Below are 14,140 nucleotides of genomic sequence, written 5' to 3' on the forward strand. Positions count from 1 at the left end.
CTTTAATTCTTAAAGTATTGGTGTTATTGCTGTATCTACTTTTGGATTTGGTAACTCTGTTGTTATTACACTTAAATTATTAATTATGTCTGCACCACTTGCTAAGTCTGCAGCCGTTACTGTGTAGCTAATTAAATACGTCCAAGTTTCGCCAGGCTCAAAGATACCATCATTAGTTAACGTTTCTACTACAAAACTTAAAGTTCCAATTGTACCATCTGGCAGCGTATCTGTTGGTGTAACACCGGTTAAAGTTGTAATACCTGTATTTACTAATGTAATTTTATAATTTAATACATCGCCTGCTGCTGTTGCTGGGTTTGGTCCGCTAACTTGAGTCTTATCTACTGTGTAAGAATCATCCAATAATAAAGGTGTTACCTCTCTAGAGCTTGTAGTGGTTAACGTCCCGAAGTCTAAAAAATCTTGTGCTAAAATTGGTATAACAATACTTTGAAGCATTAAATTTAATTGAAAACTTTGTTGTATTGTATGCGCTATGTACTGGGTAGTTGCTGCATCATTGCTTTCAACTGCTGCGTTTAAATAATCTGCACCAACATTAGGATCGGTAATATCATCTGTTGGATCTAAATTAGGTGTAAGAAAGCCTTCTTCATTTATAGTTAAAACACTATCTCCATCATCATTATTATCAAGGTAATTTGGTATACCATCTCCATCTGTATCTCTTACTAAGGACAACTCTGTTTCTGATGTAATAGTTTGCGATTCAATTTCTACCGATGTTAATACATTATCTCCATCATCGTCTTCATCAAGATAATTTGGTATACCATCCAAATCTGTATCGTCATTCTCATAATTACCATCACCATTTCTATCTTCAAATTCGGCAGGAATTCCGTCGTTATCATCTTCAGTTAAAACAATAGTAAAATTTGCAAATCCTGTTGTAGAAACGTAATCATTTGTAATATTTAGGTCTGAAGCAGGAATAGAGTTGCAAAAAATAGCATCACTAACATCATCACTATATGTTCTATAATTAAAAGGATAAGTTGAAGTAATGGTGAAAGAAGGATCGGAAGTAACTAAGTTTACTAATAATGGATTAGTAGCATCAATTTCTGTCTCGATTAAGGCTTCGAATGTTGTATTTATTACAACTGAAAGTGTTTCAGCTGGATCCGTCTTTATTTTATAGAATACTAATTCACCGCAGGTTTCAAAAGTATCGTCGAAGTTTAATTCTGCTGTAAGAATGTCACCATCATCACAACTAGTAATAAGAAAAGCTAAGGCTAAAAAAGAAAAAATAATTCTCATATAAGATAGATTAAGTAACAAAAATAGGAGAATTAAGCAAATGATAACACAGCTTATGGTAATTAATTTTATTTGGCTTATTTTTGATGCCTTGAAAGAACTCGTTTTCCTTTTAAAATGTAGGAGTTTCAAGGATTATTGATAAGTATTAAAGTTTTCCCAAAAAAAATGAAACAAGTATATTTTGATAGTGCAGCAACAACACAAATAAGAACAGAAGTTGTAGAGAAAATGACGACTGTAATGCACGAATGTTATGGTAATGCATCGTCGTCTCATAGTTATGGACGTTCGTCTAAATCTATGGTGGAAAGTGCTAGAAAAACTGTAGCAAAGCAACTTAATTGTTTGGCTTCTGAAATTATTTTTACTTCTGGAGGAACAGAAGCAGATAACCTTGCACTTAGAAGTGCGGTTAGAGATTTGGGAGTAAAAACAATAATTACGTCTCAAATAGAGCATCATGCCGTATTATACACATTAAATCAATTAGAGCACGAATACGATATAACTGTAAAGTTTGTAGACTTGGAGGCCAACGGACATATTAATTACACACATCTTGAAGCGTTATTACAATCTCCAGAAAAGAAAATGGTTAGTTTAATGCACGTAAATAATGAGATTGGTAATATCTTAGATATTAAACGTGTTGGCGAATTATGTAAAAACAATGATACTTTATTTCATAGCGATACTGTACAATCGGTAGGACATTACGAATTAGATTTACAAGATATCCATATTGATTTTCTAGCCGTTAGTGCACATAAATTTCATGGACCAAAAGGTGTTGGTTTTGCTTTTGTTAGAAAGCACTCTGGTCTAAAACCATTGATTTTTGGAGGAGAGCAGGAGAGAGGAACACGAGCAGGAACAGAAGCTGTGCATAATATTGTAGGTCTTGAAGAGGCTCTAAAAATGTCTTACATTAATTTAGTAGAAGAACGAGCTTACATAACATCACTAAAAAAATACTTTATTAACGAGATAACGAAAGCTTTTCCAGAAGCTAGTTTTAATGGAAGTTCTGCAGATTTCGAAAAAAGTACGTACACCGTTGTAAATATTTGCTTACCAATTGCAGCAGACAAAGCATCAATATTATTGTTTCAATTAGACCTAAAAGGTATTGCTTGTTCTAGAGGAAGTGCTTGCCAGAGCGGTAGTAGTAAAGGATCTCATGTGTTGTCGCAGATTTTATGTGATGAAGATATGAAGAAACCTTCGCTAAGATTTTCCTTCTGTAAATACAATACTACAACAGAAATTGATTATGTTGTAGCTGTTTTAAAAGACTTTATGTAATTTCGCAACATGTTAAACTACACTACTTATTTACATAAAACTGCAACCGAATGGGTGACTTTCGTGCACGGAGCGGGAGGAAGCTCGTCTATTTGGTTTAAGCAAATAAGAAGTTTTGGAGCGCAGTTTAACGTTTTAGTTCTAGACTTAAGAGGTCATGGAAACTCTAAACCAGCATTAAAAGACGCTTTTAATTCTAAATATACATTCGATTCTATTACTAACGATATTGTAGAAGTTATTGACCATTTAAAGATTGAAAAATCTCATTTTATTGGTATTTCTCTAGGTACAATTTTGATTAGAAATCTTGCTGAAAACCATCCAGAACGTGTCCAAAGTATGATCATGGGTGGCGCTATCATGAAATTAAACTTTAGATCTCAAGTGCTTATTAAATTAGGTGTTGTTTTTAAATCTGTAGTACCTTACATGTTACTTTATAAGTTCTTTGCGTTTATTATAATGCCACGTAAGAATCACAAAAAATCACGTCTTTTGTTTGTAAACGAAGCAAAGAAACTATATCAAAAAGAATTTGTAAGATGGTTTAAATTAACATCTGAAATAAACCCATTACTCCGTTTCTTTAGAACTAAAGACATAAAAATACCAACCTTATATGTTATGGGTGAACAAGATCACTTGTTTTTGCCTTCTATAAAGAGTATTGTAGCTAAACATATAAAATCTACGTTGTTAATAATTGAAGACTGTGGACATGTAGTAAATGTAGAGCAGCCAGAAGCTTTTAACATACAAACTATTAAGTTTATTAATAGCTTAACTTAGTCACGCACGTTATTTGCTTAATAGCTTTGCCTAAATTTCTTTTCTACAGAGAAGTTAATAAGATTCATGAAGTTGTCATGCACACCAAGAGTAGTTTCTAATTTTAATTGTGTAATAACGTCTTTAATGCGTTTTGCATCGAACTGTAAATCTGGAATAGAAATATAGTTTTTAAACAACTGCCCAATGGTTTTATAGTATAAAGCTTCAAAACTATTAAGGTCTAAAGGCATTTTGTCTGTATACTCATAATTACTTATTTGAAAAGATTCTAATACCTTACCAACATAATCTTTATGTAAAACTTGTTTTGGATTAACAATATTAAGTTCTTTAATTTCTGGATGATCCACAGCATATAAAATAGCTTTAGATACAAAATCTACAGGCACGATATTAAGACCGCTTTCTTTATCAATCCATATTCTAAAAGCATCGGTGAATTTTTTAGAGTATTTATCTAAAAACATTGGCCAAGAGTAAAATACATCAAACTTTGGAGTTTCAAAAAATGGCTTATCCAGTAAACGACCACAAATAATACTAGGTCTTAAAATTTGCGAGGTAATATTAATCTCGTCACATTTTTTAATAACGTATTGTTCCGTTTCGTATTTAGATTGTTCGTATGGGTTTCTAAAACTATCCACATTATATTCTGAAATACTGTCGTTTACTATTTCATTTTGAATACCAAAAGAGTAGGCTGTACTTATGTAAATAAAACGATTGACACTTTCTGGAAGATTTTCTAAAAGCTGCTGGGTGGCAACATAATTTTGTTCGTGAACTACTGTTTTAGAATTTGTAGCATGAGACAAATTAGTTGAGCCCGCGCAATGTATAATGGTCGAGAAATTATAAATTTCTAACGTCTCTTTTTTTATATTAACAAGGTCTTCTGCAATTACTGTAATTTTTTCTAAACACTTTTCTAGACTAATCTCCTTAAGATAATCTGGTTTTGTAGCGTTGTTTAAAACCTTTATTAATCGTTCTCTTGCAGAGATTTCTTTGTCTCTTATAACAACAAATAAATGATCTTGAGAATTATTTGAAATGGTTTGCTTTAGCCAATCGAATATTACATGACTTCCAACAATTCCTATTCCTCCGGTAAGTAGACAGTTCATAAGGTAAAATTAAAGTAATTTGATCGCAAATATACTCTTTTTACACGTGTTGTAATACTTCTATTTGTTCCAATATTTTTTGCGCTTCCAGCTGTTTTTTATCGCTTTCTAAACTAGTAACATTGGATAACTTGTAAGGTTGTTCTATTAAACATTTATACTCTTTTTTAAGCTTGTTGAGTTTGCTTTTATTTTTAAATATATCGAACATAGTTTTTGTTGTAGACTTTGATACAAATATAAAAACTAGACAGTTATTTACTTTTAAGGTTTTGTTAAAACGATTTTAGTATAACAGCAACTCTTTAACCAAAGAATACAGAATGTAAATAACGACCTGGCATAAAAGTAAAAGCACCAGCTATAATGAGTGCGCCAAAATAGAGCAAAATCATTTTACGTTTGTGTGCTTTTATATTACCTTTTTTTATGGCTATATAAGCTGTAGGAACTGTGTAAATGGTTAAGAAACTAAAGAGATGAATCCAACCAAAATGATTAAAAAGTGATGGTCCAACTGCAGCAGGCATAAATAGTGTTACAAAGGCAGTAAACAGCATGAGGATCATATATATTCTACCTAAGACTTTATGTAATTGTGTTCCTTTTTTTAGGAGAAGGCTAATAGTTCCTAAAATAAAAGCAGGTAGTACTGTAAACAAATGTAAAAACATTAAAACGTTATAAGACATAGATTTTGGTTTGGTTTGTTGGTCAAATATTAAAAACTAAGTTCTCTATTACATTTAAAAAAGTGCGAATTGTCGTTTTTTGGTTCTGAAATATAGTATTGCTACTGTCAAGATAAATATAAATAACAGACCTTCTTAATATTTAATAACCTTTTACTTTATAAATTATCCAGTTCTATTAAATTTAAAATAGTTGGCTATTTTAAAAATGAAAAGTTAAATGCAGGTGCAACGGGAACAGGTGGTTCTGTTTATGAAAAAACAAAAAAGAATTATAAATCAATAGGAATGTATTTTAAAATTAAAAATACAACGAAAGCAGATAATGTGTTAGATAGAAATCAGTTTTAGGTAGTTGACGAAAAGTCTAACGTTTACGATGTGTATATCTGTACAGGTATTGGATTAAATACGCAGAACTGTGCTGACTATAAATTGAAAATTAAATCTATTAAATGAAGAAGGCAAGTTTGAGTGTAATATACACTTAACCAATACTATGGAATAAGTTTATAAAACCAACGGTATTACCTTCCGCGAAAGCGATATAATTTTTTATATACTAACGCGGAATAGTAAAAAACGTTATAAATTAATTGTATTATTCTCTATTGGTTACCTCTTCGGTTTCGCAACCAAATAGGCTTTTTTCCATAATTAATTTGCTTACACCTTCTGGTAGTAAACGTTGCCAACCATCTTCACCTTTATTAATCATACTTAAAACTTTTCTAGAAAAGATGTTTAGAGTAGAAGGATCGTAGTCTGTAATATCTACAACTTTACCGTTATATTTAAAGAACTTGTATAGCTCTTTCATACGTGGGTGTACTTTTAAATTATCGCTTGTAGTTAAGGTACCATCTTCATTTTCCATAGGATATAAATACACTCGTAAATCTTTGAAAAAGAGTTTTCCAAAGGCTTCAAGTATACCTCCACTAAGATGTCTGTAGTATTTCTCGTCGAAAATATCTACTAAATTATTTACACCCATTGCTAAGCCCATTCTTGCTTTAGAGTATTGAGAGAAATATTCTACGAGTTTGTAGTATTCTTGGAAATTAGATATTAATACGGTTTGACCTAATGAACATAATAGTTTTGCGCGGTCCATAAAATCTTGCTCGTCTATTTCTCCTTCTGCACGAAGATTAGACAGCGTGATTTCGAAAATAACTTGCGTTTTATCTTCGTCGACCTTATTTTCTTTTAAAAACATGTCTAAAGATTTTTTATACATGTCCATATTTACTTTGGTAACAGGTCTAAAGCTTCCACGAAGTGTTAAGATGTTACGTTTGTAAAGTACTCTTGCTGGTAAAACGTTATTTCCATCTGGAGCAAACATTACGGCATCCGTCATTCCGTTTTTAACAAGTTGTAAACTCATTAAACGGTTATCTACATTTTCGAAAACAGGACCAGAGAAATTAATAGTATCAATTTCTAATTGATCTTTATCTAAATGGTCGTATAAATAACGCAGTAATTTTCTAGGTTGGTTGTACTTATAAAAAGCACCATAAATAAGGTTTGTACCTAGTTTACCTAAAGTTTCTTGTTGTAAACGTGCATCATTTTCTTTAAAACGAATGTGTAAAACAATCTCGTTATATTCTTGGTCTGCATCAACTTGGTATTTTATACCAACCCAACCATGTCCTTTGTATTTTTTTGCAAAATCTATAGTAGCAACTGTATTTGCATAACTAAAAAACATTTTATGAGGATGCTTGTCTCTAGTAATACGTTGCTCTGTTAGATTCATTTCATGATCTAACATTTTACGCAAACGCGCTTCGGTTACATAACGTTTGTCTTCTTCAATACCATAAATGGCGTCACTAAAATCTTTATCGTAAGCAGACATTGCTTTGGCTATGGTTCCAGAACCACCACCAGCTCTAAAAAACTGACGAACAGTTTCCTGTCCAGCACCGATTTCGGAAAAAGTTCCGTAAATATTTTCGTTTAAATTAATACGAAGTGCTTTGTCTTTAAGCGAAGGAATAGATTCTATATTCTTGTCTCCTTTAAGTGTAATTTCCATAGTTTCAAGCATTGTTTTACTTACGGACAAAGGTATTAAATAACTAAAGCAAACAAAAAAAATATCTTACTTTTGTGACAAATAACAGGAACAGTGAAAATTACATTTTTGGGCACAGGAACTTCGCAAGGTATACCAGTAATTGGGAGCACACATCCTGTTTGTTTAAGTACTAATTCTAAAGATAAGCGCCTACGTGTTTCTATTTTAGTAGAGTGGCAAAATTTTACGTTTGTTGTGGATTGTGGTCCAGATTTTAGACAGCAAATGTTACGTGCCAACCCAGAAAGAGTTGATGCTGTATTGTTTACACATGAACATGCAGATCATACTGCGGGATTAGATGATATTCGTCCGTTTTTTTTAAACAAGGCGATATCGATATTTACGCTCACAATCGTGTTTTAGGCCAGTTACAACAACGTTTTGAATATATTTTTACTTCTGAAATTAAATACCCAGGTGTTCCAAATCTTATTCAAAATGAAGTTAAAAATGAACCCTTTACTATTAATGGTTTAGAGATTATACCTGTTGAAGGGCTTCATTATAAGCTACCAGTTTTTGGTTATAGGTTTGGTAATTTCGCTTACTTAACAGACATGAAAACTATTGCTGAAACTGAAAAGCAAAAGCTTAAAAATTTAGATGTACTGGTAATTAATGCTTTGCGTGAGAAAGAACATATCTCGCATTTTAATTTAGCTGAAGCGTTAGCTATTATTTCAGAATTAAAACCAAAAAAAGCATACTTAACGCATATTAGCCATTACTTAGGTTTTCATGACGAGGTGCAACAAAAACTACCTGAGAACGTTTTTTTAGCTTATGATACGCTTACAATAGAGATTGCTAACTAATATATTACATTTTAAAAACAACTTAATTTTTTTACTACTATGAAGAATCGCATTTTTATGTATCTGTTTATATTTTCGGTTTTACTATTACTATTTAATTATATAAATTCCAAAAAAATATTTGATGATAGTAATGTAAGAGTTGCAAACTCTAAAGAGCAAGTTGTAAAATACCGAGATTCAATTTTAACTTTAAAAGACGATATTTATAACTTATCTCAGTTTAGTTTCGATTATAACGACCATTCTTACGACTATTTTTTTAAGCAAGGTTACGATGTAGAAAAATTAATGATAACCGTTAAAGATGCGTTATATACGCAAAATGAATATAGTGGTAATCAACATCCTTTAGTGCCATACGCGTCTACAACCGATAAAAAAATGCTAATAAACTCTATTAGAGTTTTAAACCATAAATGGATTATAGCAGATTTTACCGATGGACAACTTTGGGGAGAAATGCTTATTGTTTATTCGCTAAATGATAATGGAGAACTAAACTTTAGAGTCTCAGAATCTTTATTAAATCCTCTTTAAAGCCATTATTTTACATTAAAATAAGAAGCGCTTAAAATGTATTCTCCGTTTGTGTTATAACCTTCTACAGTAACTTTATAAGTTCCTTTATCGTCCGAAGTATAAGTTGTAAAGCTATTATTTACTTCGTTTAAATTTGTTTTAGGAACCCACAATAACTGTCTTCTATAATCTGGAACACGTTTGTTATCTGCACTGCTTAAATATTCTGGTTGGAAATATAGCGTTTCATCTTCCGGTAAGTTTAATGCTGTTTCTGTAATAAAATCTCCTTTAATAGAGGTTTTAAAATCTTTGGTAGATGTAGAAATACTAATAATACCTTGGTATAATTTTGTGCCATAAAGATATTGACCAACAACAATGCCTATCGATTCTATTTTATACGAATCGTAATTTACGAGATCGTTATTGTTTTGTACAATCATACCATCTACAATTACTAAAGGATCTATGTTTCTAATGGCTTGACTCTTTTTCTCGTCGTAACGATCGTAAACTATAATTCTATAATTATCACCATCTTTTCTTAATCCTGCTTCGTTAGGAATTTCTATAAATGTTTCTCTAACGGTTTTAAATCTGGTGTATTCGTTTAAGACATAAAGTTTTTCTTTTGTTTTGTAAAAGGACTTTGTTTTAAATTCTGTTAACAGACTGTCTTTTTTATTTTGGTAGTATGCATTTTCAATTTGGTTTTTAATATTACGATTTTCTAATGTGTATTTTAAATTATTATCTATCTCAAGATTACTAAAATTGTTGTTAGCATAATTATTCTTATTGCCTTTGTTAATTTCTATCTTATACTCGTTGTTGTTATCCTCTATAACTTGAAAAGTGGCACTATTGCTATGAAGTTTTGTATCTAAGTTGAAGAAAAATTGTCCAAAAGCATTAGTTTCTGAGATTTTGAAGTCGAAATTCTTTCCAGGAACAGAGAGTGCTACATTTTTGTTTTTTATATCTAAAGGATTTACAGTATTCGTTATAGTACCAGTGATTAGTTGGCCTCTCATTTCTGGAATAAATAAGGTGTTAGAAGGTGTTTCAGCAATAAAAGTATCTTTTAGTGTATTCTCAAGAGCAATAGAATCTACTTTATTTATAGATAAGCTATAGTTTCCATCTTTAAAAAAAGTATTTGTTTCTACATCTATAGTTACAAGTTCTCTATTGCTATAAGTTTGTTTTGGTGTAGATATAACGATATTATTGTTGTTTTGTACTGGGACTTCTAGAGTTTTAACTTTGCTTAATTGTATTGGAGCATTATTAGTTGTAATATTTTGATTAGTATTTGAGAATGCATTTATTACATATACGTTTTTAGCGAAGTAGCTTTTTTCTAGATTGTTCTTCGTCCAATTAGTATAGGCTATCAATTTGTAATGGCCAGTCTTTAGCTCTGTGGGAATAAAAATACGCTGACTTGCGGCGCTATTTTTTAAGTTTAAAATATGCTTGACTATTGTATTGTTGTTGGCATCTATAAGTTCTACATAGCCTATTTTGCTAATATTACTTAATTTCCCATTACTAAGTGCAAACATTTTATAGTAGAGATATTCTCCTACTAATACAAGATCTGTATTGGTTTGTAATTGTGCCTCTTCCTCTTGAAATTGAGACAAATCTATGGTTACTTTAGATTTATCAATTTGTGCTTGTAGCGTTAACGCAAAAAGGAATAGTGCTAAAATTAGTGTGTGTTTTTTCATAATTAATCTATCCAAAAGTCTGGTTGTATGTTAGTTCCTATAGTTGTGCAGTTAACACATTCTTCTTTTGCTATGGAGTAAGTTGTTGTTGTTGGTATGCCATTAGCTAATTTATAATTTTCACCTGTTACATATATGTATAATAAATTGCGGTCGTTAGGGTCTCCATCACAGGTGCCATTCTCGTTATCAGAATAATCTAGTTCTCTGTAATCGCATTCATACAGATATCTTGGATAAGGAATGTTTACATCATTGAAATTAAAAAATATTCTTTGTTCTGTTACTGAAGTTACTTCAAAAAAACCAACAACCTTATTATTAGTTAAACTATTTAAGTTGCCGACAACAAAACCTGGTTGATTTTGAGATAAAACACTTTCGGTATTTCCTAAACTAGCAATTAATTTATAATAAGTATAGGCTTGTAAATTTTGAATATATTGTTTTACTTTAATAGAGTACCTATCTCTTAAAATGCTAGTATCTATAACACCATCTAAAGCATCTTCTGGAATAAAGCGAATAGGAAAACGAGAAATAGTATTTTGCGATAAATTGATACTACTTGCTTGTATAATTTCTGTATTTCTACTAGAGCTATAGCAAATACTTTCTTCTTGAGTTTTATCAAAAAATTCAATATCGTAGAATACCGGTTGGCACATGTCAGAAGCATTAACCTCGTAATTATAAAAGTTAACACCTGCAGGGGAGTCATATGGTGCGACTATTTTGTAAGTTTCTTCAAATTCGTACCTAAAATATTGCGTATTAGGGTTGCTATTTTCGCTGTCTACAAAAATTTGAACACCAGGTCCTTTTACATCATCATTTACAAATTCTGCATATAAATTATCTATTTGAGATATTGGTGTTAATGTTTGTTGGTTAGAGCTGTAAGTCTCACCATTTATGGTGTTAATTTCTAAAGTATATTCTACATTTGGTAACGCTTCAAATAGATCGTTAGAAATATAAACACCTTCTGTGTTTTGAGAAAAATTAAAACTGTTTCCTGTATTGTCTGTTACTATAACGTCTGCATTGTTTTCTATTATTTGTTCGGTTTCTTCAAGTACACTAGTTCTTGATATTTTTATTTCTTGGTGTTTTAATTCATTTGTAATAGTAGCTTCTACTACTAAAGCACTTTCAAAAGTGGCAGTTTCTAGTTCTATTTCTTCTCTGCAACTTAATGCAAGAAAACTAAAAATTAATATAAATATGTAGCTGTTTTTTTTCATAATTAATCTATCCAGAAATCTGGTTGTATGTTAGTTCCTATAGTTGTGCAATTAACACATTCTTCTTTTGCTATGGAGTAGGTTACTGTTCCTGGCAGGTAATTAGTTAATTCATAATTTTCACTTGTTACATATATGTATAATAAATTGCGATCGTTAGGGTCTCCATCACAGTCGCCATTTGAGTTGTCATTATAATCTAGTTCTCTGTAATCGCATTCATACAGATATCTTGGATAAGGAATGTTTACATCATTGAAATTAAAAAATATTCTTTGTTCTGCTACTGAAGCTACTTCGAAATAACCAACAACCTTATTATTTAAACTATTTAAGTTGCCGACAACAAAACCTGGTTGATTTTGAGATAAAACACTTTCGGTATTTCCTAAAGTAGCGATTAATTTATAATAATTATAGGCTTCTAAATTTTGAATATATTGTCTTACTTTAATAGAGTACCTATCTCTTAAGATACTAGTATCTATAACATCGTCTAAAGCATCTTCTGTAATAAAACGAATAGGAAGGCGAGAAATAGTATTTTGCGACAAATTAATACTACTTGCTTGTATAATTTCTGTATTTCTCCTAGAACTATAGCAAATACTTTCTTCTTGAGTTTTGTCAAAAAAATCAATATCGTAGTATACAGGTCTACATAGGCTAGGACTAGTTTCATAATTGTAAAAGTTAACACCTACAGGATAGTCATGTGGTGCTACTATTTTATAGGTTTCTTCAAAATCATATCTAAAATATTGCGTATTAGGGTTACTATTTTCGCTATCTACAAAAATTTGTACACCAGGTCCTTTGACATCATCATTTACAAATTCTGCATATAAATTATCTATTTGAGATATGGGTGTTAATGTTTGTTGGTTAGAGCTGTAAGTTGCGCCATTTGTGGTATTAATTTCTAAAGTATATTCTACATTAGGTAGCGCTTCAAATAGATTATCAGAAATATAAACACCTTCTGTGTTTTGAGAAAAATTAAAACTGTTTCCTGCATTGTCTACTATTATAACGTCTGCATTGTTTTCTATTATTTGTTCGGTTTCTTCAAGTACGCTTGTTCTTGATATTTTTATTTCGTGGTGTTTTAATTCATTTGTTACTGTTGCTTCTACAACTAAAACACTCTCGAAAGTGTCAGTTTCTAGTTCTATTTCTTCTCTACAACTTAATGCAAGAAAACTAAAAATTAATATAAAGATGTAACTGTTTTTTTTCATAATTAATCTATCCAGAAATCTGGTTGTATGTTAGTTCCTATAGTCGTGCAGTTAACACATTCTTCTTTTGCTATAGTGTAAACATTAGGAGCTAAAAGATTGCCTAAATCTACAAGTTGATATTGTTCGCGAGATACAAGATTATACAATTGTCGTCTTTCATTTAAATCGCCATCGCATTGAGTATTTACAGTGTCATTAAAATCTAGATCTTGTTTATCACAAGCATATATATAATTAGGGTAAGGAATATTAACATCTTGATAGTTAAAAAAGATTCTTTCTTCTGCTACTGAAGCAACTTCAAAAAAACCAACAACACTAATATTGTTATTTCCTATGGCGCTTATATTTCCTTCTGCAAAGCCTGATTGGGTTTGCGATAGAACGCTTTCAGTATTACTTAAGTTATATATTAATTTATAATAATTATAAGCCTCTAGGTTTTGGACGTATTGTTTTACCTTAATAGAGTATCTGTCACGCAGAATACTTGTATCTATTATATTGTTGCTTTCGTCTAATGGTATAAAACGAACAGGGAGTCTTAAAATATTATTTTCAGTAAGAGTTATCGTATTTGCTTGTATAATCTCTGTATTTAAATTAGTAGTATAACAGATTTCTTCTTCAATTTCGATAGGTTTTTCAAAGAAATTAATATCATAATAACACCGATCACACTGGTCGTTGTAGTCGAAAAAACCAGTAAAATAAAAACCAGTAGGAAAATCGTATGGTGCTTTTATTTTGTAAGTTTCTTCAAATTCATATCTAAAATATTGCGTGTTAGGGTTGTTATTTTCGCTATCTACAAAAATTTGAACACCAGGTCCTTTTACATCATCATCTACAAATTCTGCATATAAATTATCTATTTGAGATATGGGTGTTAATGTTTGTTGGTTAGAGCTGTAAGTAGCACCATTTGTGGTATTAATTTCTAAAGTATATTCTACATTAGGTAGCGCTTCAAATAGATTATCAGAAATATAAACACCTTCTGTGTTTTGAGAAAAATTAAAACTGTTTCCTGCATTGTCTACTATTATAACGTCTGCATTGTTTTCTATTATTTGTTCGGTTTCTTCAAGTACGCTTGTTCTTGATATTTTTATTTCGTGGTGTTTTAATTCATTTGTTACTGTTGCTTCTACAACTAAAACACTCTCGAAAGTGTCAGTTTCTAGTTCTATTTCTTCTCTACAACTTAATGCAAGAAAACTAAAAATTAATATAAATATGTAACTGTTTTTTTTCATA

The 14,140-nt window shown here is 30.8% G+C and carries 12 protein-coding genes and 1 pseudogene; 4 read left to right on the top strand and 9 right to left on the bottom strand.

The features are described 5' to 3' along the window. Positions 1-9 precede the first annotated feature (9 nt). On the bottom strand, positions 10-1,290 hold the full coding sequence (locus ASC44_RS00310) for a DUF7507 domain-containing protein (RefSeq protein WP_055445632.1): 1,281 nt from the start codon (positions 1,288-1,290) through the stop codon (positions 10-12). Between the two features lie 168 nt (positions 1,291-1,458). On the opposite strand from ASC44_RS00310, the gene ASC44_RS00315 reads away from it, so the two are divergent. Next, positions 1,459-2,598, top strand: a complete 1,140-nt coding sequence (locus tag ASC44_RS00315) for a cysteine desulfurase family protein (protein WP_055445633.1) — start codon at positions 1,459-1,461, stop codon at positions 2,596-2,598. Positions 2,599-2,607: 9 nt separating this feature from the next. Continuing rightward, entirely contained in the window at positions 2,608-3,390 is a 783-nt protein-coding gene (locus ASC44_RS00320; protein ID WP_055445634.1) for an alpha/beta fold hydrolase, read from the top strand. 17 nt (positions 3,391-3,407) lie between these two features. Here ASC44_RS00320 and ASC44_RS00325 read toward each other — a convergent pair whose 3' ends face one another. The 4 genes from ASC44_RS00325 to ASC44_RS00340 form a co-directional block, all read right to left on the bottom strand. Beyond that, the gene (locus ASC44_RS00325; RefSeq protein WP_055445635.1) at positions 3,408-4,523 is read right to left on the bottom strand and encodes an SDR family oxidoreductase; all 1,116 of its coding nucleotides are present in this window, start codon (positions 4,521-4,523) and stop codon (positions 3,408-3,410) included. A 40-nt stretch (positions 4,524-4,563) separates the two neighbouring features. Beyond that, positions 4,564-4,734 carry a Lacal_2735 family protein gene (locus tag ASC44_RS17815; RefSeq protein WP_055445636.1) on the bottom strand — a complete coding sequence of 57 codons (171 nt, stop codon included), beginning with the start codon at positions 4,732-4,734 and terminating at the stop codon, positions 4,564-4,566. 94 nt (positions 4,735-4,828) lie between these two features. Then, complete coding sequence (locus tag ASC44_RS00335; protein WP_055445637.1) at positions 4,829-5,215, bottom strand: DUF2306 domain-containing protein; 387 nt, start codon at positions 5,213-5,215, stop codon at positions 4,829-4,831. A 601-nt stretch (positions 5,216-5,816) separates the two neighbouring features. Beyond that, positions 5,817-7,268 (bottom strand): hypothetical protein, encoded by a 1,452-nt coding sequence (locus ASC44_RS00340; protein ID WP_055445638.1) that lies wholly within the window; start codon positions 7,266-7,268, stop codon positions 5,817-5,819. A gap of 93 nt (positions 7,269-7,361) precedes the next feature. Here ASC44_RS00340 and ASC44_RS00345 point away from each other — a divergent pair. Then, positions 7,362-8,128, top strand: a pseudogene (locus ASC44_RS00345) (MBL fold metallo-hydrolase). Positions 8,129-8,167: 39 nt separating this feature from the next. After that, a complete protein-coding gene (locus tag ASC44_RS00350; RefSeq protein WP_055445639.1) occupies positions 8,168-8,668 on the top strand; it encodes a hypothetical protein in 501 nt (166 codons plus the stop codon). A gap of 5 nt (positions 8,669-8,673) precedes the next feature. Here the strand turns inward: ASC44_RS00350 and ASC44_RS00355 are convergent, their stop codons facing one another. Genes ASC44_RS00355 through ASC44_RS00370 form a run of 4 tightly spaced genes read right to left on the bottom strand, consistent with a single transcriptional unit; the run spans position 8,674 to position 14,139 of the window. Then, positions 8,674-10,389: a hypothetical protein gene (locus ASC44_RS00355; RefSeq protein WP_055445640.1), complete on the bottom strand. Its 1,716-nt coding sequence runs from the start codon at positions 10,387-10,389 to the stop codon at positions 8,674-8,676. Positions 10,390-10,391: 2 nt separating this feature from the next. Continuing rightward, complete coding sequence (locus ASC44_RS00360; protein WP_055445641.1) at positions 10,392-11,636, bottom strand: DUF4249 domain-containing protein; 1,245 nt, start codon at positions 11,634-11,636, stop codon at positions 10,392-10,394. A gap of 2 nt (positions 11,637-11,638) precedes the next feature. Beyond that, entirely contained in the window at positions 11,639-12,877 is a 1,239-nt protein-coding gene (locus ASC44_RS00365; protein WP_055445642.1) for a DUF4249 domain-containing protein, read from the bottom strand. Between the two features lie 2 nt (positions 12,878-12,879). Further along, positions 12,880-14,139 (bottom strand): DUF4249 domain-containing protein, encoded by a 1,260-nt coding sequence (locus tag ASC44_RS00370; protein WP_055445643.1) that lies wholly within the window; start codon positions 14,137-14,139, stop codon positions 12,880-12,882. Position 14,140: the final 1 nt, after the last annotated feature.

Origin of the sequence: Lacinutrix mariniflava, from assembly GCF_001418015.1 — a bacterium.
In the GTDB taxonomy this organism is placed as follows: domain Bacteria; phylum Bacteroidota; class Bacteroidia; order Flavobacteriales; family Flavobacteriaceae; genus Lacinutrix; species Lacinutrix mariniflava.

Excerpts from the sequence above, each read along its gene's own strand:
- ASC44_RS00310 (WP_055445632.1), bottom strand. The coding sequence starts at position 1,290 with ATGAGAATTATTTTTTCTTTTTTAGCCTTAGCTTTTCTTATTACTAGT.
- ASC44_RS00315 (WP_055445633.1), top strand. The coding sequence starts at position 1,459 with ATGAAACAAGTATATTTTGATAGTGCAGCAACAACACAAATAAGAACA.
- ASC44_RS00320 (WP_055445634.1), top strand. The coding sequence starts at position 2,608 with ATGTTAAACTACACTACTTATTTACATAAAACTGCAACCGAATGGGTG.
- ASC44_RS00325 (WP_055445635.1), bottom strand. The coding sequence starts at position 4,523 with ATGAACTGTCTACTTACCGGAGGAATAGGAATTGTTGGAAGTCATGTA.
- ASC44_RS17815 (WP_055445636.1), bottom strand. The coding sequence starts at position 4,734 with ATGTTCGATATATTTAAAAATAAAAGCAAACTCAACAAGCTTAAAAAA.
- ASC44_RS00335 (WP_055445637.1), bottom strand. The coding sequence starts at position 5,215 with ATGTCTTATAACGTTTTAATGTTTTTACATTTGTTTACAGTACTACCT.
- ASC44_RS00340 (WP_055445638.1), bottom strand. The coding sequence starts at position 7,268 with ATGGAAATTACACTTAAAGGAGACAAGAATATAGAATCTATTCCTTCG.
- ASC44_RS00350 (WP_055445639.1), top strand. The coding sequence starts at position 8,168 with ATGAAGAATCGCATTTTTATGTATCTGTTTATATTTTCGGTTTTACTA.
- ASC44_RS00355 (WP_055445640.1), bottom strand. The coding sequence starts at position 10,389 with ATGAAAAAACACACACTAATTTTAGCACTATTCCTTTTTGCGTTAACG.
- ASC44_RS00360 (WP_055445641.1), bottom strand. The coding sequence starts at position 11,636 with ATGAAAAAAAACAGCTACATATTTATATTAATTTTTAGTTTTCTTGCA.
- ASC44_RS00365 (WP_055445642.1), bottom strand. The coding sequence starts at position 12,877 with ATGAAAAAAAACAGTTACATCTTTATATTAATTTTTAGTTTTCTTGCA.
- ASC44_RS00370 (WP_055445643.1), bottom strand. The coding sequence starts at position 14,139 with ATGAAAAAAAACAGTTACATATTTATATTAATTTTTAGTTTTCTTGCA.